This is a genomic window from Paenibacillus selenitireducens (genome assembly GCF_002021565.1).
Lineage (GTDB): Bacteria > Bacillota > Bacilli > Paenibacillales > Paenibacillaceae > Paenibacillus_K > Paenibacillus_K selenitireducens.
This window is the reverse complement of the sequence record NZ_MSZX01000013.1, coordinates 1-24334: the sequence shown is the minus strand read 5'-3', so window position 1 is coordinate 24334 and position 24334 is coordinate 1. Positions and strand designations below refer to the sequence as shown.

Below are 24334 nucleotides of genomic sequence, written 5' to 3'. Positions count from 1 at the left end.
GAAAGGGTTATGCTATAATGTCGTTAGTTGAAATTATTCAATTCCTATAGGGAGCAGGAGGAAATTTTGTGAGCTATTTAGTGGGTGTAGATATCGGAGGAACAAATATTGTCTGTGGTCTAGTAGATTTGGAATATAATCTCTTGAAAACGTTAAAACAACCAACCGATCGCCATCTCGGCAGCGACCACGTATTGAACAAACTTGTGTCTATGATTGATGAGTTGCTAGTAAGCGCAGGCGTAGACCGCAGTCAGTTAAAAGCCGTAGGCGCGGGTATTCCCGGATTCGTGGATCCGAAGCAAGGACAAGTGATTTTTAATTCGAATTTGGGCTGGAGTGATCTGCCTGTTGCTCAGATCGTTAGTGAGAAGCTAGGCGGAATTCCTGTATTTATAGATAATGATGTGAAAATGTACGTGTTTGGCGAAGCGATGAAAGGTGCAGGCCAAGGCGCAGGCGTCGTACATGGCGTGACCATCGGTACCGGGCTGGCAGCAGCTACCGTAGCGAACGGCGAACTCTATTATGGAAGCGGTTATATGGCAGGGGAATTGGGTCATGTCACGATCGATGGCGAGAAAACACCTTGCGGCTGCGGATTAACAGGATGCTTAGAGACGGTTGTGTCCGCAACTGGAATTGCCCGCCAAGCAAGAGAGGCTCTTGAAGCGGGTCGGGACAGCTTGCTTCGCCCTGTGTTTGAACGGGATGAACTTACAGCAGCGGAAGTCTCCAAAGCTTACGATGAGGGAGATGCCTTAGCGCATGAGATTATGAACTACACCGGGAAAGTGTTAGGGAAGGGTCTCGCGTATTCCATCAGCTTATTCAGCCCGGATGTCGTCGTGATTGGCGGCGGCGGCGCGCTTGCAGGCGATCGCTTGTTGAAACCAATGCGTGAAGTGCTGGAACGTTCGGTTTACAAGGGTTATCTAGAACGACTCACGATTAAGATTGGTGAACTCATTGATCATGGCGGTGTCATTGGCAGCGCAGCGTTTGCGAATAGCAACGTAAATAAATAAATTAGGTAAGGTCTGAATCCGTATGATGATTGCCATCTTGTTGTTCATCGTCGCAGGGCTTGCTGAAATCGGCGGCGGATATTTGGTATGGTTGTGGCTTCGGGAAGCCAAGCCTGCTTGGTATGGATTTATCGGCGCCGCCATACTTGTTGCGTATGGAATTATTCCAACCCTGCAGAAATTCCCCTCGTTCGGTCGCGTTTATGCGGCCTACGGCGGGGTATTTATTATTCTTGCTGTGCTCTGGGGCTGGCTTGTTGATCGCAAGACACCTGATTTATACGACTGGGTCGGCGCGTTGATCTGTATCGTAGGGGTATCTGTGATGTTATGGGCGCCCCGGTCATAAACCGCAGGCGTGACATCAGGGGTCACGGTGGCGATAGGGAAGGAGAGGAAGATAAAACGTGGATGTTACTTCAGTTCTATTGGAGAAGAAAATAGTCGCAATCTTTCGCGGCATTACAGATCAGCAGGCAGATGCTGCTGCGCATGCGTTGGTGGATGGCGGTATTTCACTGATGGAAGTTACCATGAATACCGATGGCGCATTGCCGATTATTTCAAGATGGCGTGAACAATGGGACGGCATCGCTTATATTGGCGCAGGTACCGTATTGAACGTATCCATGGCACAAGAAGCGATTGCCGCCGGTGCACAATTTTTGATATCACCGAACTTAGATGAAGATGTCATTGCTTATGGAGCGGAACGCGGAATTGATGTCTGGCCGGGTGTGATGACACCTACGGAGATCGTTCGTGCATGGAGTGCCGGAGCGAAGCTGGTGAAGCTGTTCCCCATGGGTTTTCTTGGACTTTCCTATTTGCGCGAAGTTCGTGCGCCGTTGAATCATATTCCGATGATGGCAACCGGGGGCGTGGATTTGAACAATATCGCGGATACCTTTAGCGCCGGTGCGTCAGCTGTCGGTTTAGGGACGAAGCTGGTACGCCCGGATCTCCTTGCAAGAGGGGATTATGCGCAGATGACCGCAAATGCACGCGCTTATGTGGAGGCTGTGGCAGGGGATTTCGTAACGAAAGGGTAACATTCACATTTCACCTGATGAAGAGTATGGAGTTGTTAGCCATTGATTTTGGTAAGGTTCAGACCGTGATAACATTGCTTAGCTTAGAGCATGTTATCGCGGTCTTTTTTTCATGTTTTGGGAACCCTACGAGTAGATACTTATCAATTTGCATCCAGGAGGGCCCTGATGAACAGTGTGGCGATGTGGGAAGTAATAGTCCTTGTGATTTTGCTTATTCTTGTATTGGTATGGATACTCGCTGTACGGACGCAGACACCCCTGCGGCGACCAAATGATCAGTTACCCAAACACGATTACGAAGATGTAAGGTTTCAGAGCGGCGAGAAGCGGTGCTGTGGCTGGTTTATCCCCAGCCGCGAACTTCAGTTGAAGGAAAGAGCTGCAGCGCCGACAATCATCATCGTCCATGGATGGGGATCCAATCGTGCGTATTCGCTTCGTTATGTAGATCCCCTACATGAAGCGGGGTTCTCCGTCTTCCTGTTCGATGTGCGTTGCCACGGAGATAGCGAAGATATCTCAGCATCCTCCTCTTACACGTTCCGGGATGACCTCATCTCCGCAGTCCATTATATTCGAAGCCGATCTGACGTGGATCTAGAAGCGATTGGGGTGCTTGGTCATTCATTGGGAGGCTTGGGCACGATCCTTGCGTTGGATCAGACCCTTCCAGTTCAAGCCGTTGTAACGGACTCGATGCCGATTCGATTGAAGACGGTCCTCCAATCCGAATGCAGTCGGCTACATATTCCCATGTTCCCGCTCGCTTATATGGTGATCTTCATTTGGTTTCTGCGGGCCCGCATGGATTACCGGGCATATCGAAAAATGAATGTGATCGATGTGTTGAATACCAATGCCCGAGGCGCTCAAATCCCCGTCTTCTTCGTGCATTCGCGGCATGATAGATTTATTCCACCTGCGGAACTGCAGTATATCATCGACCATGTGCAAACTCCAGTGGATCATGTGTTTCTAGATATCAACGGCCATAGCTGCTCGGAGCAGGATCATCATTTCTGGGGGCATGTGATGCCCTTTTTTCGACGGCATTTGCAAGGCATTAGATAATTGGACCTATTTTCATCGATTGAAGAAAAAAAGAGGAACTTTTTGCCCAATGTATCGTTTAACAACATATGGAAATCGATTCGAATATTTACATTTCCTCATGTTGAAGGAGCGATGACATTGAAACGGAAAAAGATACGCCGAGCGATCATACAAAAGGCGGCGGTGGTGACCACCCTCAGCCTATGTTTGCTGCAACAAGTAGCAGCAGCTGAAAATTATACGACAACAACAACAACGGCAACATCTGGGGCATATAGCACAGATACAAAAGCGGTAAAGGCAGGAGCACCTGAGGAAGCGGTCTCGAAGGTTAAGATGGAACCCAAGATTACCAAAGAACAAGCGGTTGCCAAGATCATCGGGCTATTCCCGAAATTCAAAGAAGCGGAAGTGGCAAGCGTTACCTTAGGTAATCCTAACGTATACCCTCCGCAGGATGAGGCGATCTGGAATATTCAGTGGAGGTATATAACAGGAAACGGCTCTTCTGGATTTAACAGCGAGGTTGATGCGATAACGGGTGACGTTCTGCAAGTAAGTCTCAGCGGATTTGAGGATTATAATAATCGTACGTACGAGTATCCTCCGAAGCTGACGGAGGCGCAGGCGAAGGAAGTCGCGCTGCAATGGATAGGGAAAATTGCACCTGATATCGATAAGAATACGTTGAAGGAACAAGAACTTTACGGTGGAACACAAAATCTTCCTTTGTTTGGACCTAGCTATTATTCTTTCAACTATCAAATCCTTGTTAACGGATTGCCTTCCGAGAATTCTGTTTCCGTTCTCTTGGATAGTAACGGGGTTCTGCAGAGCTACGGGCGTTCCCAATCCGAACTTACATATCCCTCGGCACAACCCAAAGTGCAAGCGGATGAAGCCAAAAAGGCTATGGGCCATGCGCTGGATCTAGAACTGTCCTATTATCCAGAGTACAGCCCCAATGGAGAAATCAAGCAGTATTACTTAGGTTATAGCCCGAAATGGAAGTCGGTTAGTTCTGTGTTGGATGCCAAGACAGGTGTCTTCATCGATAGTGTAACCGGGCAGCCAAGCAAACCGGCGACATCGACGTATAAACCGCTTGAGCCTACTGCCAAGCCATTCACACCTCATCAAGGTAACGAGTTGACTGCGGAAGAGGCAAAGTCGCTTGTAACAAAGCTTTTGACGCCGCCGAAGGAGAACGAAAGATTCGCAAGCAATAGTACAGCGGACTGGCAGGACCGCACACAGAAGGTCTGGCAATTAAGCTGGGATTCGAAAGATTTTTCATCCTATAGCAATCGATTTGAAGCGAGAGTGAACGTCAAGACAGGACAAATCCTTACCCTAGGCTATCCATACAGTTACGCGTACCAACCGATCGACACAACGAAGAAGCAAGACCCTGCCGCCATTTCACGCGATACGGCCGAGAAGAAAGCGAACTGGTGGGTCAATCAGCTGTATCCGAATGCAGCGGAATCGTTAAAGCTGTTAACGACGGATGGGTTCGACGCGGACAGAGAGGGCCATACCTTTATCTACCAACAATTCATTCACGGCATTCCTGTTCAAATGAACAATGTGCAAGTGGTCATTAGTCCAACGGGAGCTTTGAAACATTATGAGGTTCGTAGCAGAGCGATCGACGAAGCATCCATTCCTGCAGGTACACCGAAAATGACAGAGGAACAAGCGCGTCAACTCTATTTAGATCACCTCCAAGCGGAGCTTCGTTATTCTCGTATTACGGGAAAAGCGGCAGAGGGAAGCGCCAAAGAAATCAAGCCGGAGTTAAGGCTCGTCTACATTCCTAAATTTAATAACGAGGATCGATATGTTATCCGTACGGATACAGGCAAATTCGTGACCGGGTGGTCCAGCGATTTGGTTATCAACGAAGCGAAGGATATTACCGGGAATCCTGAGGAAGCTGCGTTGAAGAAATTGTTGGAATTACGGATTATCAGCCCGGATGAGGAAGGGCTCGTGAAGCCGAATGAAGCGATAAAGTATGGTGAATTCATGCAGTGGATCATGCAGGCCGTACAATCCTATTATTCTACGAATCGTGACGCGGAAGCGAAGCCGGTATTCAAAGATGTGACAAAGGATAGCCCCTACTATCAGAGCGCTTCGATGTTCATAGAGATGAGGTGGCTGCAGAAGGATCCGACCCGAGACCTTCAACCAGAACGGACGCTGACGCGTGAACAACTTGCGGAAATGCTTAGTCATATACTACAATATGACAAACTATCCCAATACCTATCAAAGGACTCCGAAGTGGCGCAATTACAAGATACAGCCGAGATTGAGAACAAAGGCGCTGTTGCACTCATGCTAAAATTAGGTATGATGAGTAGTGATGGCGGTAAATTCCATCCACAAGCCGCTGTTACTCGCGCAGAGGCGGCGAAGATGATCATTAAACTCGCAGAAATACAAGGTCGGGTGGATCAAATCATCTTACGTTAATACGCAAGGAGGTTGAAACGTGCCTAAAGTTCGAAATCGTGTCGTCAAAATTTTGCTCGTATGTGCATTATGTTTTGTCGGCGTTGAATGGATTAATAACCCTGTTACCGCGGCGGTGGATACGTTGAAGGTGAATTCGATGGAGGCTCTATCGAAGCAAATCTATGAATCCATGTTAAATCGAGAGACAGTCATGACGTTTACGTTGAAGGGGAGCGTATCAAAGGAAAAGCTTGAGAGCGCCTTGAAGGAAGCGATTGATACCGATTCCTATCTTCAGTTCATGGTCCGCCAGTATTCCTATCAATATCGAAGTTCAATGCTCTCTTCCAGCATCACGATTTATATGGAATACCGCGAAAATACGGAGCAGACGGCGTATGTGACACGTACGGTGAAAAGTGTCCTGCCAACCATTATTAAGCCGACGATGAATGCACATGAGAAAGTGAAGGCGATTCATGATTGGGTAGTGCTTCATTTAGCCTACGACACCACGTTAAAGAACGATACTGCATACCAAGGATTGACGGAAGGAACGACCGTGTGCCAAGGGTATGCACTATTAACTTACAAAATGCTGAAGGAAGCCGGAATTACAAATCGAATTGCAGAAGGCACGGCAGGAGGGCAACTGCATGCTTGGAACCTCGTCTATTTGGATGGAAAATGGTACCATTTAGATACCACATGGGATGACCCGATTCCGGATCAAAAGGGGAAAGTCAGCTACAGTTATTATTTACGTACCGATAAGCAGCTAAAGGTAGATCATCAATGGACGAAGGTGTATCCTGCAGCAACGCAAAATTACGATGTAACCGTACAATCGCTGAAGAAAAGCGATACGGCACGGCTTGATTTCTATACGCAACTCGAAACCGATTTAAATTACATTTATCTAAGCTCGGAGAATATTGTATCCTCAGTTAATCAGTTAGCAGATCGATTGAAGTCAGCTATGAAAGCAGGTGATACCGTTGTGAAAGTTCGATATACACGCAAAGCATCACTACAAGAGGACCTTAGCAAAGCGCTTGAAAAGATTTCAGGTATACAAGGCATTCGATACACATACCGTGATTTTGAAAATACGGGCGACATCTTGCTAGAAATTACATTCAGATAGGATATGATAAGGTGTTTCACCGTTCGGTAAAATTCTTAATCTCCAGCCAGACGCTATCGAATTTGGCGGATGTATTCGCAACCGTGACACTTGTGACGATGATGTATCACATGAGTGATTCTGTTGCTTATACCGCCCTCATTCCGCTTGTTCGCGTCTTGAGCCAGAGTGTGAGCGGTCTCATTGCACCACTGCTGCTTGATCGCTACAAATTAACCTTTTTATTAAAAATCTCGCAATTTTTACAATTCGTATTATTTGCCTTCATCGCGCTATTCGCGTGGTTAATGCTGACACCGAGCAACTTATGGATTGTTCTAGTACTTATTATGATATGGGCTTTCTTAGACGGCTGGACCGCACCTGCGAGTAATGCCTTGATTCCTCGGCTCCTGAAGGATAGTGAGCAGATATTAAAAGCAAATGGTGTATTTGGGACCGCGAACCAGATCGCACAGGTTGCAGGCTGGGCTGGCGGTGCGATTATTGTTTCGCTATGGGGTGTACCTGTGACGTTATTAGCCGTAGGTATCCTGTATGGCATTGCCTTCGTCATGACCTGTCTCGTTCGAGAACCTAACCTTGCGAAGGTCGATACGGAAGATCACAAAGAGTCCACTACGGACAAACAATCCCCTTCGATGTGGCAAAGACTGCATGAAGGTTGGGTGATTATTTGGCAGCGTCCAGCGCTACGGACTTTGGCCATTATGGATTTCCTCGAAGGGCTCGCAGGCTCTGTATGGGTAGGGGCGTTCCTTCTGGCTTATGTGAAGACCGTACTGCACCAAGATGATACATGGTGGGGATATATTAACGTCTCCTATTTTATCGGTGCTATAGCTGGCGGACTAGGCATTGTCGCATTAGGGAAATTCCTAGATCGCAGCCGTTACGCTTCGATGATGATTGGTATGATGGGGTATGGGGTGTTAACACTTGTATTCGGTTTTGTAACCAATCCATGGCTCGCGCTTGTGATCGTATTATGGATGGGGCCGCTAACGGAAATCCGTACCGTAGCGGTGACCACGATGCGTCAATTAAGTGTAGAGGCAGAGGCGCTGCCTAAGGTTTTGACGGCCATGAACACGATGATTTCCTTTGTCTTCGGTATTTCCGTAATTGGACTTGGCGTCCTCTCGGATCTATGGGGAATCTCGGCGATTTACGTGCTATGCGGGTTGTTAAGTCTGATCGCAGGCGTCATTGGATTGCTGCATCGTCAATCTTTCCGAGAGCATCAACTGCATAACCATTTGGAGAATCGGTCCTTTTAGGACCGATTTTTTGTTGTGGCTAAATAATTGGAAAATGGACAGGATAAATTTAGACTTAGGTTCAACGGCGAAAATGCAGAGAGGAGCGTTAACAAGACGTAATGAACAGCTCAGAAGAACAGAAGCAATTGCGTTGGTATAATGTCGCCCTAATCGCCTTTGTCTCGGTTTGGGGATTCGGAAATGTTGTAAATAACTATGCGAACCAAGGATTAACGGTCATCACCTCCTGGATTCTCATTATCGGACTCTATTTTATCCCCTATGCCTTGATGGTAGGCCAACTCGGTTCCACCTTTAAAGACGGAAAAGGCGGCGTGAGCAGTTGGATTAAAGAGACGATGGGTCCGACGGTCGCCTTTTTTGCCGCGTGGACGTATTGGGTGGTCCATGTCCCGTATTTGGCACAAAAACCTCAAGGCATTTTGATTGCTCTAGGGTGGGCATTCACCGGAACCGGGGGACTTACCGATCGGTATTCTCCGTTAGCTGTTCAGTCGGTTACACTGATTATCTTCTTGGTTTTCCTGTGGGTGGCTTCGTATGGCTTAACATCCTTGAAGCGTATCGGTACGATCGCAGGGTTAGCCGTCTTCATCATGTCGCTCTTGTATATTTTGCTTGCGATAACAGCACCTGCAATAACAGGAGCAGAGATTGCGACGAAGAACATCTCGTTCAAGACGTTTATCCCTGATTTTAATTTTGCCTATTTTACCACGATTTCGATGTTGGTCTTCGCCGTCGGCGGGGCGGAGAAGATATCTCCTTACGTCAATCAGACCCATAACCCGGCGAGGGAGTTCCCGCGTGGTATGATCACCCTTGCGATTATGGTGGCGATCTGCGCGTTATTAGGATCATTCGCGATGGGGCTTATGTTCAATTCCTATGATATCCCGAAGGATTTGAAAATGAACGGACAGTATTATGCCTTCCAAAGGTTAGGGCAATATTACGGGATCGGGAACACGTTCATGATTCTCTATGCCATCGCGAATACATTGGCTCAGATTTCCGCCTTGGCGTTTTCGATTGACGCGCCTTTGAAGGTGTTGTTGAGCGATGCAGATCGCAGATATATTCCGGATGCACTACTCAAAATGAACCAGCGCGGAACACCTGTGAATGGATACTGGATGACAGGCATTCTCGTCGGGATTCTGATCATCATCCCTGCCCTGGGCATCGGGAATATGAACTCCTTATATAACTGGCTGTTGGATTTGAACTCCATTGTCATGCCACTCCGTTATTTGTTCGTGTTTTTGGCCTTCATGGCCTTGATGCGGCTGTCGGATAAATTTCATTCGGAGTATCATTTTGTCAAGAACAGAACTTGGGGTTTTATTATAGGATTGTGGTGTTTCGTATTTACCGCCTTCGCATGTTTTATGGGGATGTTCCCCAAAGTGGAAGCATATACAGGGGAATGGTATTTCCAGTTCATGCTCAACATCGTGACTTCTGGTTTATTGATTGCGTTAGGATTGATTTTGCCGCAGATTGCGAAGCGGAATCGAAGAGCCTAATCCAAAATAGATATGACATCAGGGCGCCTTCCATAGTATGGAGGCGTCTTTTGTCATTGCAGGTTGGATGAAAGATGCCTCTGTGATAGAGGTTTCTATCGATTCGTGATATCGTAGAACCAATAAGGAAAAGGCCAATTACGAGGCAGTTGGAGGGATGAGCCGTGTTTTTGCATTCACGTAGTCATTATCTGAGAGACATGGAACTATTGAGACAACGTATTCCTTCTTTTGAACAATATCCGTTTAACATTGGAGCCATTCAGCATGTAGATCAGTTGAAGTTTCACCCCAAGGTAACGTATCTCATTGGCGAGAATGGCATCGGAAAATCGACCCTCATGGAATCGATCGCGGTGGCTTGGGGTTTTAATCCAGAGGGAGGAACCCAAAATTTCACATTCTCCACGCAAGCGACTCATTCCCGGCTGCATGAATATGTTCGGTTGGTACGCGGAGTACAGAGACCGCGGGACGGCTTCTTTTTTCGCGCGGAGAGTTACTACAATATAGCCACGAATATCGATGAATTGGATCGGGAAGATTCTTATAGTCCACCCATCAAAGAATCCTATGGAGGAAAATCGTTACATGAACAATCCCATGGGGAGTCGTTCTTCGCTACTTTTATGCATCGTTTTGGCGGTCAAGGTCTCTATATTCTGGACGAGCCCGAAGCGGCGTTGTCTCCGCTCCGGCAGATGGCGATGTTATCGCGCATCCATGAATTGGTGCAGAAGAACTCTCAGTTCATTATCTCTACGCACTCACCCATTCTGATGGCCTATCCGGACGCGCAGATTTACCACTTGTCAGCAGACGGGATCGAGAGCAGGACATTAGAGGAGACGGATCATTATATTATCATGAAGCAATTCCTGAATAACAAGGAGAAGATGCTTAACGAGTTGTTAAACGGCTAATTGCATGATCATCCCGATAAGTGTCCTTTAGCTGGATAACCCACGCATCATAAAATTCTAGGGCGGAGCATTGAAATGCACGAGCAAAATCATGGGGATCCCGGATGATTCTGTTCAGTGCATCTTCGCCGTATCTCGTAACCACAAATTCAGATAGTTTGAACGCATATTGGAACCCTTTCATGGTCTCGAAATCCCAAGTGTTATTCTCTAACTTCTCTAAGGTAGGAATCTTTCCTTGATGCACGAACGCGGCAATAGAGTCTCTAATATGATCTTCTGTCATAAGCCTGGCTTCATAGCCCCCAAGACCTTGATATAACCATTTAGGAGCTTTGGGATTGATGTCCTTGACTAACCACATCGTATACAAATGAATTGTTGATTTAATAATAGATTCGTAAGTATGTTCCGGACCAGGGTCCAAAGGTGAAGCAATTTTAATTGTATCTTCTTCAATCATGCCCATGAACCAAGCGGGGGCATCGGGTTCCCCGACTGCGATATGGAAGGATGGGAGATTCGGATAAATTTCAATCGTCACTCTTTTGGTTGGTTGATGCCTTACCCGGGTATGGATCCGCTCGACATTTGTTTTAAGTTCGGAGATAATATCTCGCAACACTTTCTCCTGATCATTCCTGCTATGATCGATGGCGGCAGTTCCTTTATTAACCACGGATATGTAATCGATGATCGACATCAAATGTCTAACATCCTTATCTTCAAGATCTTTTCTAAGTTTGTTCAAGGCTCTGTAAAATCGATTTTTGGCTGTGCTCATCCGTATCCCCATGAGTTCGGATATTTCTTTGAACGTACAACCGATATCCAAGTGCAATGAGATCACTTCGCGATCAATACGATGTAAACGTTGTAGTGCATTGTGAATATCCATTCGAATCTCGACATTATTGGTAAAATCAACAGATATAAACCGGTGTTCATGTGGATACATATCCATATTGAACTCTTGCGTGTGGTATTTTCTCCGCAACTCGTTCCTCAAGATGTTGTTACCAATCGTACATATCCATGTAAATAAGCTTGATTCCCCTCGAAACGAATGGATATTTTCGATCACCTTCACGAACGTTTGTTGCGTGATATCCTCCGCCATTTGAGTGTCCGTTTTTAACGTAAGGAATCTTCTTAACCGATCATAATATTGCTCATATATGTCTTCTATATTATGGTGGATGATTGACATTAATAGAGCCTCCTCTATCTTCTCATCTTTATTAGACACGAAGAAAACTCAAATAGCCACATCATTTTCGCAGTTTTGTAGCTTTTTGAATGCTTCATGTGTCTAATTTGATATAAGGCATAAATTCTAGGAGGCATATCATGAAAGACTCAAGAATGGCACAATTGGCGAGGAATGTGGTTACATATTCAATAAATCTTCAGAAGGGCGAAAAGTTGTTAATTGAAGTTGAAGGCCATGATCAAATCTTGGCTAAAGAAATCGTACAAGAAGCCTATAAGGTGGGAGGATACCCTTTTGTTGTATTCATAGATAAGGATATTCTGCGGACCCAATTGATACACAGTTCATTGGAACATCTCCAAAGTTTGGCCTCGTATGATTACTATCGGATGAATGATATGGATGCTTATGTATTGATTCGCGCTGATACCAATGACAGCGAATTGGTCGATGTTCCTGCAGAGAACATAGATCAGTATTGGAAAGATTATTATCATATTGTTCATGCCCCTCGATGGGAAAAAACGAAATGGTGTATTCTTAGTTATCCGAATCAAGCAGCTGCTCAACGAGCGAAAATGTCAACCGAAGCATTTGAGGATTATTACTATAGCGTATGTAATTTAGATTATTCCGCACTCTCTGACCAAATGGATAACTTGGTTCTTTTCTTAAATCGAACCGATAAAGTAAGGATTAAGGGGGAAGGGACGGATTTGACATTGTCGATAAAAGGAATGCCAGTCCAAAAAGACGCAGGTTTGCAGAATCTCCCTGATGGGGAGGTCTTTAGCATTCCTAACAAGTATTCCATCAACGGTGTAATTAGCTTTAATACCGCCGTTCATTTCAGAGGAACAACATTTGAACATATCGTATTAACCTTTCATGAGGGTAAAATCGTTGATGCTAGATCGAACGATACCGCGAAATTACTGGAGATTCTGAATGTTGATGAAGGAGCCAGATATGTCGGTGAATTTGGTATCGGCCTTAACCCATATATCAGCAAACCGATGAATGATATATTGTTCGATGAAAAAATATGGGGGAGCATTCATCTAGCGATAGGCACTTCTCCGATTCAGTGTCAGGGCGCGAACCTTTCCTCCATCCATTGGGACATCGTCTATATCCAGCGAAAGGAATATGGAGGGGGGCAAATCTGGTTCGATGATGTACTAATTCGCGAGGATGGATATTTCCTGCCCAAGGAGCTTCAGGGGTTGAATCCTTCGCACAGCGATGGTACGGGAAGGGCATGATTTCTTTCTCATGATTGCTTGACAGCTTATCTAGCACCCGATACGATATCGATATTATGACAATGAAAAAAACTTTTCTCATTATCAGTATTTTTCTACTATCTCTTATAAGCATCCGATTGGTTTGGGTATTTCTATCCGCCCCGCAGGAGCATCGGAACGCGGTTCAAGGACAAATCGATCTGCGTGACTGGGACTTCTCGTCGGATCGGGTACTCTCATTGAATGGCCAATGGGAGTTTTACCCGCATCACTTTTTGAATCCGAGTCAAGAGACGACGTATGTAAATCAAGAAAAAATCATGCTTCAAGTGCCAGGTCATTGGGGCGACGCATTATCTAATACGAAGGATCCGATGTTCGGTTATGGCTCTTACCGCCTGAAAATACAGGTTACCCCGGACAAAGATCGTCTTTATGCGATTCGCATGCCAAGCATTCCCTCCTCGTCGGAATTGTTGGTGAACGGTCGATTGCTAGCGAACGCAGGAGCGCCTACATCTCATGCTTACTCCTATATCGCTCGCAACGTTCCATATACGGCTTCATTTACAACCGATCGCAGCGAGATCGAAATTGTGATACATATCGCCAATTACGATGATCGCATGGCGGGAGGATTATTCTGGCCGGTGAAGTTGGGCAGTGAACATGCCATTAACAAGGTGGTGTGGTTTTCCAATGCAACACAGCTCGCGGTATGCCTCATCCTTTTCCTGCATGCCTTGTATACCATCCTTCTATATCTCCTAGGTGTTCGACAGAAAGCTTTGCTATATTTTGCATGCTTGATCGTGTGCGCAATCATTGCGATTCTTATCGATGATGATCGGCTCTTATTAGTTTGGTTGCCAATTACATACGAATGGATGTACAAACTCTATTATTTATCTTTTCTGGGCGTGGCTTTATTTTTATTTCATTATGCTCGGCAGCTGATGCCGGAGGAGTTCACAGAGCGAAGCCGCCAGGGATTGCGGATCTATTCGATTGCCTGCATTATTTTTGCCGTTTTCGCCCTGTTGTTGCCCGTCAATACGATCATGTTCGCGGATATGATCCATATGCTCATGATTATCATCCCTTTTTTGGTTGTACCGACAGGTGCGCTTCGTGCGCTTCGGAAGGGCAACACGGACGCCATTTATTTATTGTTAGGGGCAACGGCTTTTACGGCCAATGTCATCTGGGGTATCATCAAAAATACGGGCTGGATGGAGATGGGATATTATCCGATCGATATGGTCGTAGGCTTTGTCGTTTTTTCGTTATTCTGGTTCAAGCGTTATTTCCGAAGCGCTGCACAAACGGCGAAGCTTGCCGAACAACTGCAGAAAGCGGACAAACAGAAAGATGACTTTTTGGTAAATACCTCGCATGAACTAAGAAATCCATTGCATGGTATTCTTACGATAGCTCAAACCGTACTTGAACGCGATCACATCGCAGACGCCGAGAAAAATCGCGAGCAGTTGCGATTGCTTCTTTCCATTGGCAAAAAGATGTCTTACTTGTTGAATGACTTGCTGGACATTACTCGCCTGAAGGATAGCACCGTCCGGCTGCATGTGGTTGAACTCAGGATTCAATCCGTTGCATCAGGCGTGCTGGACATGATTAGCGTGATGATGGAAGGGAAGGATGTCAGGCTTGTCAACCGAATCCCGGAGACATTACCGGCAGTGAGTGCGGATGAGAACCGAATCATTCAGGTTATGTTCAATCTGCTCCACAATGCGGCGAAATTTACGGAACAAGGAACGATTACGGTGGAGGCGGAATGTAAAGGAAACCTGGCTTACATTTCGGTTACGGATACGGGTATCGGGATCGACGAGGATACGCAGCAAATAATTTTTGAGTCCTACGAGCAGGGGAATACCAACAATATGGTCAGAGCCAGCGGGCTAGGGCTCGGATTAAGCATTACCAAGCAACTGGTTGAGCTGCATCAGGGGACGGTCACGGTTCGTTCTGTACCAGGCGAAGGCTCGTCATTCACATTTACGCTCCCGCTATCGAATGGTTCTAATGATTACGCAGCATCGGTGCAGCAGGCTTCAGTGCCTATCGTCTATCAGGAAACGGCAGCGGCCATGTCTATGAACGTCGTCGAGCCGAGTACTACGCTTGCTCCGGATCGACCGCATATCTTGGCTGTCGATGATGATCCGATTAACCTGAATATCTTGGAAAGTGTTCTACCCGCAGAGCATTATGATATCGTTATCTCTACCAGCGCGCAAGATGCACTAGGTATGCTGGATACGAGGGAATGGGATTTGATCATCGCCGACGTGATGATGCCGCACATGTCGGGTTACGAGCTGTCCCGCGCGATCCGCGAGCGATATTCCATGACGGAGCTGCCCATTTTACTCTTAACTGCGCGCAGCCGCATGGAAGATGTAGAAGCGGGTTTCCTGTCCGGTGCGAACGATTACGTGACCAAGCCGGTGGATGCCGCTGAATTGCGAAGCCGGGTTCGATCGCTTACGGGGATTAAGAAATCGGTACGCGAGCGGTTAAGGATGGAAGCGGCATGGCTACAGTCTCAAATCCAGCCTCATTTTCTATTCAACACGTTAAATGCAGTGATCGCGCTGAGCGATATCGATCTGGACCGCATGCGGAACCTGCTTCATGCATTTGCTGATTATCTAAGAACAAGCTTCGATTTCCAGAACGCCGAACAGATGATTTCGCTGGATCATGAGCTTGATTTGGTCCGCGCATATTTATGGATTGAACAAGAGCGCTTTGGAGATCGGCTCGAAGTTATTTGGGAAGTGGATGAAGGGCTTCAACTTGAGATTCCTCCGCTATCCATTCAGCCGATCGTAGAGAATGCGGTTCGACACGGGATTTCGAAGCAGCCGTATGGAGGCAAGTTATGGATTCGGATCCGGAACGAGGGGCAATATGTTGAAATATCCGTGACGGATAACGGGATAGGGATGGACCGGAATACACTGGAGCATTTGCTGGACAAGCCTCAGGAACGAAGGTCGGGTATCGGATTGCTCAATACGAATCAACGGGTGAAGCAGTTGTATGGCAGAGGCCTTCATATACATAGCGCCATCGGTCATGGCACAACCGTTACCTTTTGGGTCAAAAGATAAGAATAGAACGTACAACAAATAATAGATTAAGCGAGAAATAGAATGAATCATGAAATGAGCCACGCGGAGGGACTTACATATATGACGAATAAGGAAAAGAAATTGGTTGTTATCACCGGCGTAACCCAAGGGTTAGGGCGAGCGATGCTGGATCGGTTCGATCATCTTGGATGGACGATCGCGGGGTGCGGTCGGTCGGACGCAGGGATGGCACGGCTTCGGGAACAATTCGATCGACGCCATATGCTGGAGACGGCTGATGTTACAGATGAACAAGCCGTGATGAAATGGGCCGAGGATACCTTGCAACGTTTCGGGCCTCCCGATCTTCTGATCAATAATGCATCGGCCGTGAATCGAAATGCACCCATTTGGGATATTTCTAACCAAGAATTCGCCCAAGTCATGCGAGTTAACGTTGAGGGTGCCGTGAATGTCATCCGAGCATTCGTGCCAGCGATGATGAGGGATGAGAAAGGAATTATTATTAATATTAGCTCAAGTTGGGGGAGGGCGGGTGAAGCCGGGCTGGCTCCTTATTGCGCATCTAAATTTGCAATCGAGGGGTTAACGCAATCTATGGCTTTGGAATTACCGCCATCGATGGCAGCAGTTGCATTAGATCCTGGAGGGGGTATCCGCACGGCGATGCTTGAAGCCTGCGGTCCGCAATATCTTGCAGATTCCAAAGCGCCAGAGGAATGGTCTCGGATCGCCGTACCCTATATCCTGAGTCTTACATCCGAAGATAATGGGAAGTCATTGACCTGCCCTGACGTCGTGAAATAACATACACAGGTTTGCTAACGTCTCGAGAAATCGAGGCGTTTTTTCATCGGAAGAAAGTAAAATTATGGGACACGGAAAGATTAGATTATGGTACACTAGGTTGGAAGTTGATGGATAAATTGATAATGAAAGGGTCTTGTGACTATGGGAAATTTTCCGCTGGATGATCCACAAAAACGTGAAATTACCAATCAACGAAGTTTATCCTTGCGCTTAAATCTATTCTTTTTTATGTCATTTATCGTATTTACAGCGCTCATTGTGAGACTAGCAATTCTGCAGTTCGTCGAAGGCCCGGAATTAAAAGCCAAAGCGAACGAAATGCGGTACCGCGATGTTCCCATCCCGCCTATTCGCGGATCGATCTTTGATCGGGATGGAGAGACGATTGCCTATTCGACGTCAACACAATCGCTTCAATTCACATTATCCAAAGATTATTCGAAAGAGAGCAATATTCCGGAACTGAATGAACTAATTTTGAAAATGAAAGAAGGGTTTGATACCTACGGCGATCCGAACATACCTGCGATGACCCAAGAGGATATTTGGAATCAAATGGACGTGGATTCAAGATTGAATTACGGGTTTGTACCGCGTCGGATTAAATCGGGATTAACCCAAGCGGAAATCTCTTATTTCATGCAGCATAAAACAGAGTTCCCGGGCATTGAGGTCGTTGAAGAGAGTATTCGTAACTATTCCGAAGATACGATTGCGGTCCAATTAATCGGCTATTTGAAAAAATATAAATCGGCAATCAATCCGGAGGGCGGTCTGGATTATTATCGTAAAATCGAGGAATCTAATAAGGAAAAAGATGAGAAATATTTACCGAATGAAGATGTTGGCTTCGATGGGATTGAGTATATGTTCCAGAATGAATTACGCGGTAAGAACGGCATTAAGACATTTCCGGTCAATAATGCGAATCGTGTTATCGGTCCCATGGAATTGACGAAGCCTGAGAAAGGCAATAATCTATTTTTAACAATACATAAGCAAGTCCAAATGAAGACAGAGGACGCCATCATGGCTGGAATTCAACGTATTAATGCGAATGCCTCCAGTGCCGTTGGCTTTAAGCCGAATGCGCACGCGGGCTACGCGGTTGCGATGGAAGTGAAGACGGGGAATATCGTAGCGATGGCCAGCATGCCGGATTACGATCCGAATATTTGGCGCGGCGGCAAAATCAGTAATGAAGAATATAAGGATATTGAAACACGTTATGTGAATGGTACGATTCGATCTGTATCTCAGAAGTATGCGACCAAAGAGGAGCAGAATAAACATCCCTCTTCCATTGTATATTTAGGGTCGGTGATTAAGCCCTTAACGGTACTCGTTGGGCTGCAGGAGAATTTGTTCACCGCGCGTACGAAATATCCCGACCGTGGGATGTTCATTTACGGGAAAGCAGGATCGGAAGCAAGAGTACGCAATGCGTCCAGTCGAGCCAATGGCGAGATTACGGCGTCTAGCGCGATTGAGAGATCATCGAATGTCTTTATGGCCGAAATGGTGGGGAACAAGCTATATATGCGGGACGGCATGAAAGGCGTCAATAAATGGGATGACTACATGAAGGAGTTCGGGCTGGGGGTCGTTACCGGCAGCGGTCTGTTGAACGAGAATGCAGGAATCATAGATTACTTTAACTCGGCGGCCAAAGATAGTCTACAGTCGGCGCTGGTCTATGCATCTTTTGGACAACAAGGTCGGTACACGACATTACAGCTAGCGCAATACGCGACGGTGCTCGCGAACCGCGGGATACGGATGAAGCCGCAATTCGTGAAAGAAATTCGGGACATTAACGGGAAGGTCTTGAAGTCCTTTCAACCCGAAGTTCTGAATAAAGTGAAATTTAACGATTCGTATTGGAATACAATCGAGGCTGGGATGAGCAAAGTTCCCGTGGATGGGTTCGAGGGATTCCCTTATAAGTACAATCGTAAAACAGGTACGTCCCAGCAAACCGTGAGCGGAGGAGCTATGGTCGAGAATGCGGTGTTTATAGCCTATGCTCCTGCAGACAATCCGGTGCTAGCCGTTGCCGTTGTCGTACCGGAGGGGGGTTACGGAGGCCGGTCGGCGGCTCCGATTGCTCGTCAAATCTTTGATGCCTATGATGCGGAGATTGGGTTGGACGGGGTACCGAAACAGCCTACGAAGAAAATGGCGCCCGTTACGAATCCGAATCAGAACACCGGGAATAAACCATCGAATTCAACAAATACCCCATAATCATCTGGACGACAAATCAAAATAAATGTTATTTAGGCTGTCGATAAAGTCGACGGCCTTCCCATGTTTGTAGAGCTACATCTTTATCCTTCTAGCCATCCGTAACCTTTATGTGCTTTTTCGGCACTTATATATAGAACACAGACAAGAGGAGGGGAGTAACGTGTTACACTGGGTGGAACAAGCAAAACAAGGGGACCAAGAAGCCTTTCATCAACTTGTCCGGCAATTTACAGCCATGGCGTACACGGTAGCGTATGAAAAATTACGAGATGCACATTTAGCAGAGGATGTCGTGCAAGAGTCCTTTGCGGAAGCGTTCATTCATTTGAGTCAATTACAACAAGCGGAAGCTTTTCCCGGCTGGTTCAAGACGATCGTGATCCGTCAAAGTTATCGTGTCTTGCGCGGGAGGCAGCCGCAGATCGTATCGATTCAAGAAGCCGCGCAAACGGCTAGCACTTTTCTAGATGTATCGGAAGTGGTTGAACGAAAGGAAATGCAGCAGATTTTGCATGATTCTATCTCGGCTTTATCGTCCAACATGCGCATCGCGGTTCAGTTGTTTTATTTTCATGGGTACTCTCTTCAGGAAATCTCAGCGTATGTAGGTACCCCGGTCTCTGCATTAAAAAAACGGCTGTTCGACGCGCGCAGCAAATTGAAGGGTACGCTTCCGGTGGCCGATTTCGTCTCGGTGTTCAAGGATCTCTACGAAGGAGGAAAACAAATGCTTCATATCGTTAACGGTGATTTCGTTGCAGACAAGCTAAGGCAAGGAATCGTGCAGGGGGATGTACTTGTATGGAGAGAGGTTTTCCCCGAAGGCCCCATCTTTGTAGACCCGGCGCAATTCGCAAATCGATCGGTTCGCGCGCAATACTTGGAGCACAGCTTGGGGATTCCAAGCGCAGAATATATACGTGGATGTACTGCACAAGAACAAACGCTAGCTGATTTCCAGAACTACGAGGAAGTCGTGTTATGGTTCGAACATGACCTGTTCGATCAGACGATGCTCTGTTATTTATTGCATTGGTTCGCCCAGCGTCCTCTAGGTCGGACCAAGCTCAGCTTATTGTGTATCGGCTCTTATCCAGGGATCGAATTGTTCCGGGGGCTTGGCCAGTTATCCGTTGAACAAATGGAAACCTTATCAGGGACCTGGCAAACGGTAGGTGAGGATGAGCTTCGTCTCGGAAGCGCGGTATGGGAGGCTTATGCTGCTTCAGATCCGTTGCAGCTGGCAGAGATTTTACAAGGGGATACGTCTGCCTTGCCATTCGTTCATGATGCGTTTCAACTGCATTTATCCCGGCTGCCTTCTACATATAATGGACTTGGTGTCATTGAGCAGACCACATTGGAGAAGGTGGATAACGGCGTGAATAATCCGCTGGACTTATTCAAGCAGGTAGGCAATCACTTAAATGATCTCGGGATGGGTGATCTTCAGTATTGGCATAGTTTGTCGAAGATGACACAAGGGCTCTATCCGCTGCTGCATATCGAAGGGCTGGATACTTTTCCAGACTACAAAAATATGCCTTCGTCTTTTCGCCACTGTCATGTTGTTCTGACGGAGATGGGTCGACACATGCTGGAAGGACAAGAAGATCGAGTCGTTAAGAATGGGATTGACGAGTGGTATGGCGGTATCCATCTGCGCGGGAATTCGGTTCCGTGGCGATGGGATGTAGCGGAACAAAGGATCGTTAGCATGGACTAAGGGAAGGGTTCAAAAGTTTCGACGAATACCCTACACATGGAAATTTGCGAAGTTCGTGAATAAGACGTTATCGGAAATTCTTACAAAACTTAAAAGTTGTATTCCAAGGGGGAATTGATTTAGATGACTGTGAAAGATCGCATCAACTTCATGGATAATTTGAAAGTATTTTTAATTATGCTGGTTGTTTCACATCATGCTGGGCAACCATATGGGGGATCAAACGGATGGTGGTATTTCACAACAGATGATTCACCGGGTTTAGGTTCTTTTTTTGCTGTAAATGCCGCATTTTTCATGAGTCTATTTTTCCTAATATCTGCGTACTTTGTTCCAGCATCTCTTGAGAAGAAAGGCTTAGGATGCTTTTTAAGAGAGCGAACTATTCGATTGGGTATTCCCTTGATAATTGGATTCTTTTTGTTAATACCATTTTCTTGGCCAGTGATTAATTTTGGACATTTATGGTTTCTTCAACATCTGTTGATTTATGTAATTATTTTTGCATTAGTTCAATCATATTTGCTGAAGCCTAGGCATTCAAGACAATACGTGTATAAACCATTTCCGAGTTTTTATGTAATTTTTCTCTTCACTGTTTTTGTCGCATTGGTGACGTTTATAATACGAATTTGGTATCCTATTGATCATTGGATTGGATTTATCTGGATTATTCAAACCGAGTTCGCCCATGTCCCTCAATATATATGTTTCTTTATTATAGGATTAGTGGGAGCAAAAAATAATTGGATTGTTCGAATTCCTAAAGTCATAGGAATATTATGGACCATAATTGGGTTTGTACTTGCCTCCGTGGCTTATTCTGGATGGGTAACTTCTTTTCAACCTGGAGGATTGAATTTCGGAAGTCTACAATATTCCTTTATTGAATCATTCCTGTGTATGGGAATGAGCATAGGATTAATATTCCTATTCCAACGAATTGGAAAAAAATCCAATGCTTTATTACGAATATTATCTTTGAACGCATTTACTGTTTACATCATACATGTACCAGTGGTTGTAATATTACAATACCTCGTTGAATCTATTCCTGTATCCGCATATTTTCGGTTTATTTTAGTTACTGGATTGGGGATTTCAGTGAGTTTTTCAATCAGTCACTTTCTTATTAGAAAAATTCCTTATATTAATAAAGTATTGTAGGGATAGTTTGATAGTGATTCAAAGTAGGTAATAACTTCCGATAACAACGTATTCATGCTTCGGGCCATACGGCCCTCGGTCAGCCAGAGGCGATTCGGAGAAGAGGAATCAGGCGGACAACCCTGCGAACCTAACCGCAGTCGCGACCGGCGACTTTATCGCTTTAAGGTTCTCGGGTTCGTGAATACAGGGACGTTATGTGAAATCCCTACAAGATAAAAGGAGAAAAATGAAACCCATGAACTACTTACGAACATTACCTGCTTGTCGCTATACGGATACAGATCCAGATAAAGAAGGAAATAAAAATACTATGTTTGCAGATTTAATTATTGATGATATATCACTTTACCACATGCTTAAGAAATATGATTTAGTTCCGTCCCTTGGGTGGGGAAGTGAAGAATATCAAAGACAAATGGTTGATTATTTTTTACTGAAACAAACACATCCATATTTATACTACAGATTTCCCATTCTAGTTTGTCCATGGTGCGGTGATGAAGAATGTGGATTTATTTCGGTATTTATTGAGAGGGAAGAAAATCTTGTTATCTGGCGGGATTTCAAATTAGAACCAGACAATAAAGCAATTAATATAGGACCATTTTATTTTGAATGGGAAGATTATGAAAAAACAATTAACAAAACGTTTGGAACTGCAGGAATTCAATAATATTTTGAGTAGTTATTTCGAAGAAGGTAGGGACTTCACATAAACCAGCTAATCAAAGTCAAGATTCAACAGATTTAAGATTTCAGAACTCCAAAGAATGCAGACTCAAATAAGCCTACTGCAAGAAGCGAGTTAATGGTAAAATATAACTATTAATATCCGTTATTTGCTCTGAAAGGGCGCGTCGTTACTCAAAATTCCGTAAATCATGCGCAAAAGCTTGTTTGAAGTCGCCACAATGGCAACTTTGGCAGGTTTGCCTTCAAGTCGTTTTTGCTGGTAATATTGCCATAGAATCGGATTTCGAGGGCCGTGGATTTGCTTTGAGATACCCCCAACTGTTGCTTGGTAGAGCGCTGTACGGAGATATGCAGAGCCCCGTTTTGAGATACGATTCTGGTTTGCTTTAAAGGTTCCTGACTCGTAAACAGATGAATCCAGCCCTGCAAAAGCGGTCAACTGTTTCACGGAAGGGAACCTTTTTATGTCCCCAATTTCAGCGTGAATCATTGCCGCAGTAATCGGCCCCACCCCAGGGATCGATCGTAGTAGGTGGTAGGCAGAAGATTCTTGAACTAAGGATTCCATTTGTTTTTCGAGTGCTGTAATTCCTTCTTGGTAAGCCTTGAATAACCCTATGAAATTCTGCATTGCAAATATATGCGCCTGAGATCCACACGGATCAGGAAGGCTACTCCGCGCAATTCCCAGAAGCTGCGCGTATTTATCTTCATTCCAAGTACGACCTCTTCGATTCAGCATAAGAATGGTTAATACGTCCTCTTTGTCCGCAGTCAGTAAAGCTGAGGGGGAAGGGAATTTAGTGAGAAGCTGAATGGATGAAGGGTTGAAAATGTTCTGAAAAGCCTTGTCATAGCCCGGAAAAGCCAAATCCAGAATGGAACGGAATTGCAGCTGAACTTCACCAAGAAGAGCTTTCCATTGGGCATGTTGGCGACAGAGAAACCGTAGTTCAGTGACCTTTTCATCCATTGGCATGATTGGCGTACCTTCCCCTAAATAGAATGCATTAGCAATTCGAATTGCATCAATAGGATCGGTCTTTACCTTACGAGTAGAGCGCTTTTTGAGCTCATGAGTCGTTAAGGGGTTTAACAAGAAAACGGGATACCCGTGCGAGAAAAAGAAAGAAGCAATAGGCTTCGAATAATTACCAGTCGCCTCCATAACGACAGTTGGTCGCAGCGTTGTAGATTCTTCAAGCTGAACAAGAACTGAAAGCAATGACGAAACATGATCAGGTGAATGGGAGAAAGAGAAGGGCTTTTTCACTTGTACGCCATAGGAAGTGAAGGCAGCGGCAACGCTCTTCCCCTTCGCAATATCGATACTTAAAACAGGTTGATTCATATGACCTCCTTGGATGACACTAGGACCCAAAACAAATGCTCTCCACAGGTTGGCACGGTGATACGGGCTCTAGGCCCAACCAGCTAAATCGGGGTATGAACATTGCTAGGGCTGAAACACTTTATGTGACGAGATCTAAGTCCCAACACCACATTCGTTCTTAACCCAGTGCTAATCTTTTAAGTATAAAAGAAAAGCTCATCCCCGATGAACTGGGATGAGCTTAATATACCAACACCHGCTNDGRYANAGTATHNATSSGYAS

The 24334-nt window shown here is 45.6% G+C and carries 18 protein-coding genes; 16 read left to right on the top strand and 2 right to left on the bottom strand.

The window, feature by feature from the left end; translation table 11 throughout:
- Window positions 1–68 precede the first annotated feature (68 nt).
- The 9 genes from BVG16_RS25900 (at window position 69) to BVG16_RS25860 (ending at window position 10484) form a co-directional block, all read left to right on the top strand.
- Window positions 69–1028, top strand: a complete 960-nt coding sequence (locus BVG16_RS25900; protein ID WP_078502103.1) for an ROK family protein — start codon at window positions 69–71, stop codon at window positions 1026–1028.
- Between the two features lie 22 nt (window positions 1029–1050).
- Window positions 1051–1377, top strand: a complete 327-nt coding sequence (locus BVG16_RS25895) for a YnfA family protein (RefSeq protein ID WP_078502102.1) — start codon at window positions 1051–1053, stop codon at window positions 1375–1377.
- Window positions 1378–1435: 58 nt separating this feature from the next.
- Entirely contained in the window at window positions 1436–2080 is a 645-nt protein-coding gene (locus tag BVG16_RS25890; RefSeq protein ID WP_078502101.1) for a bifunctional 4-hydroxy-2-oxoglutarate aldolase/2-dehydro-3-deoxy-phosphogluconate aldolase, read from the top strand.
- A gap of 168 nt (window positions 2081–2248) precedes the next feature.
- Window positions 2249–3154 carry an alpha/beta hydrolase gene (locus BVG16_RS25885; RefSeq protein WP_158081797.1) on the top strand — a complete coding sequence of 302 codons (906 nt, stop codon included), beginning with the start codon at window positions 2249–2251 and terminating at the stop codon, window positions 3152–3154.
- A gap of 120 nt (window positions 3155–3274) precedes the next feature.
- Window positions 3275–5620, top strand: coding sequence for a YcdB/YcdC domain-containing protein (locus tag BVG16_RS25880; protein ID WP_158081796.1), 2346 nt, complete (start codon window positions 3275–3277; stop codon window positions 5618–5620).
- Between the two features lie 19 nt (window positions 5621–5639).
- Window positions 5640–6749 carry a transglutaminase domain-containing protein gene (locus tag BVG16_RS25875; RefSeq protein ID WP_078502098.1) on the top strand — a complete coding sequence of 370 codons (1110 nt, stop codon included), beginning with the start codon at window positions 5640–5642 and terminating at the stop codon, window positions 6747–6749.
- Between the two features lie 11 nt (window positions 6750–6760).
- Window positions 6761–8029: an MFS transporter gene (locus tag BVG16_RS25870; RefSeq protein WP_158081795.1), complete on the top strand. Its 1269-nt coding sequence runs from the start codon at window positions 6761–6763 to the stop codon at window positions 8027–8029.
- A gap of 101 nt (window positions 8030–8130) precedes the next feature.
- Window positions 8131–9561, top strand: a complete 1431-nt coding sequence (locus BVG16_RS25865) for an amino acid permease (RefSeq protein WP_078502096.1) — start codon at window positions 8131–8133, stop codon at window positions 9559–9561.
- Between the two features lie 200 nt (window positions 9562–9761).
- Window positions 9762–10484, top strand: a complete 723-nt coding sequence (locus BVG16_RS25860; RefSeq protein WP_144027496.1) for an AAA family ATPase — start codon at window positions 9762–9764, stop codon at window positions 10482–10484.
- On the opposite strand, the gene BVG16_RS25855 is transcribed toward BVG16_RS25860, so the two are convergent.
- The gene (locus tag BVG16_RS25855; RefSeq protein WP_078502094.1) at window positions 10462–11694 is read right to left on the bottom strand and encodes an RNA polymerase sigma factor; all 1233 of its coding nucleotides are present in this window, start codon (window positions 11692–11694) and stop codon (window positions 10462–10464) included. The genes BVG16_RS25860 and BVG16_RS25855 overlap by 23 nt on opposite strands.
- Window positions 11695–11834: 140 nt before the next feature.
- Here BVG16_RS25855 and BVG16_RS25850 point away from each other — a divergent pair, with 140 nt between their 5' ends.
- From BVG16_RS25850 to BVG16_RS25820, 7 genes are all read left to right on the top strand, one after another.
- Window positions 11835–12962, top strand: coding sequence for an aminopeptidase (locus BVG16_RS25850; protein ID WP_078502093.1), 1128 nt, complete (start codon window positions 11835–11837; stop codon window positions 12960–12962).
- Window positions 12963–13018: 56 nt separating this feature from the next.
- Window positions 13019–16087: an ATP-binding protein gene (locus tag BVG16_RS25845; RefSeq protein WP_078502092.1), complete on the top strand. Its 3069-nt coding sequence runs from the start codon at window positions 13019–13021 to the stop codon at window positions 16085–16087.
- An 81-nt stretch (window positions 16088–16168) separates the two neighbouring features.
- The gene (locus BVG16_RS25840; RefSeq protein ID WP_078502091.1) at window positions 16169–16876 is read left to right on the top strand and encodes an SDR family oxidoreductase; all 708 of its coding nucleotides are present in this window, start codon (window positions 16169–16171) and stop codon (window positions 16874–16876) included.
- 144 nt (window positions 16877–17020) lie between these two features.
- The gene (locus BVG16_RS25835; protein ID WP_078502090.1) at window positions 17021–19126 is read left to right on the top strand and encodes a peptidoglycan D,D-transpeptidase FtsI family protein; all 2106 of its coding nucleotides are present in this window, start codon (window positions 17021–17023) and stop codon (window positions 19124–19126) included.
- A gap of 163 nt (window positions 19127–19289) precedes the next feature.
- The gene (locus tag BVG16_RS25830; protein ID WP_078502089.1) at window positions 19290–20855 is read left to right on the top strand and encodes a sigma-70 family RNA polymerase sigma factor; all 1566 of its coding nucleotides are present in this window, start codon (window positions 19290–19292) and stop codon (window positions 20853–20855) included.
- A 123-nt stretch (window positions 20856–20978) separates the two neighbouring features.
- Complete coding sequence (locus BVG16_RS25825; RefSeq protein ID WP_078502088.1) at window positions 20979–22022, top strand: acyltransferase family protein; 1044 nt, start codon at window positions 20979–20981, stop codon at window positions 22020–22022.
- 229 nt (window positions 22023–22251) lie between these two features.
- The gene (locus BVG16_RS25820; protein ID WP_078502087.1) at window positions 22252–22698 is read left to right on the top strand and encodes an oxidoreductase; all 447 of its coding nucleotides are present in this window, start codon (window positions 22252–22254) and stop codon (window positions 22696–22698) included.
- Between the two features lie 162 nt (window positions 22699–22860).
- On the opposite strand, the gene BVG16_RS25815 is transcribed toward BVG16_RS25820, so the two are convergent.
- Complete coding sequence (locus BVG16_RS25815) at window positions 22861–24069, bottom strand: IS110 family RNA-guided transposase (RefSeq protein WP_078501439.1); 1209 nt, start codon at window positions 24067–24069, stop codon at window positions 22861–22863.
- Window positions 24070–24334: the final 265 nt, after the last annotated feature.

Excerpts from the sequence above, each read along its gene's own strand:
- BVG16_RS25895 (WP_078502102.1), top strand. The coding sequence starts at position 1,051 with ATGATGATTGCCATCTTGTTGTTCATCGTCGCAGGGCTTGCTGAAATC.
- BVG16_RS25885 (WP_158081797.1), top strand. The coding sequence starts at position 2,249 with ATGAACAGTGTGGCGATGTGGGAAGTAATAGTCCTTGTGATTTTGCTT.
- BVG16_RS25865 (WP_078502096.1), top strand. The coding sequence starts at position 8,131 with ATGAACAGCTCAGAAGAACAGAAGCAATTGCGTTGGTATAATGTCGCC.
- BVG16_RS25860 (WP_144027496.1), top strand. The coding sequence starts at position 9,762 with ATGGAACTATTGAGACAACGTATTCCTTCTTTTGAACAATATCCGTTT.
- BVG16_RS25855 (WP_078502094.1), bottom strand. The coding sequence starts at position 11,694 with ATGTCAATCATCCACCATAATATAGAAGACATATATGAGCAATATTAT.
- BVG16_RS25850 (WP_078502093.1), top strand. The coding sequence starts at position 11,835 with ATGAAAGACTCAAGAATGGCACAATTGGCGAGGAATGTGGTTACATAT.
- BVG16_RS25845 (WP_078502092.1), top strand. The coding sequence starts at position 13,019 with ATGACAATGAAAAAAACTTTTCTCATTATCAGTATTTTTCTACTATCT.
- BVG16_RS25840 (WP_078502091.1), top strand. The coding sequence starts at position 16,169 with ATGACGAATAAGGAAAAGAAATTGGTTGTTATCACCGGCGTAACCCAA.
- BVG16_RS25835 (WP_078502090.1), top strand. The coding sequence starts at position 17,021 with ATGGGAAATTTTCCGCTGGATGATCCACAAAAACGTGAAATTACCAAT.
- BVG16_RS25825 (WP_078502088.1), top strand. The coding sequence starts at position 20,979 with ATGACTGTGAAAGATCGCATCAACTTCATGGATAATTTGAAAGTATTT.
- BVG16_RS25820 (WP_078502087.1), top strand. The coding sequence starts at position 22,252 with ATGAAACCCATGAACTACTTACGAACATTACCTGCTTGTCGCTATACG.
- BVG16_RS25815 (WP_078501439.1), bottom strand. The coding sequence starts at position 24,069 with ATGAATCAACCTGTTTTAAGTATCGATATTGCGAAGGGGAAGAGCGTT.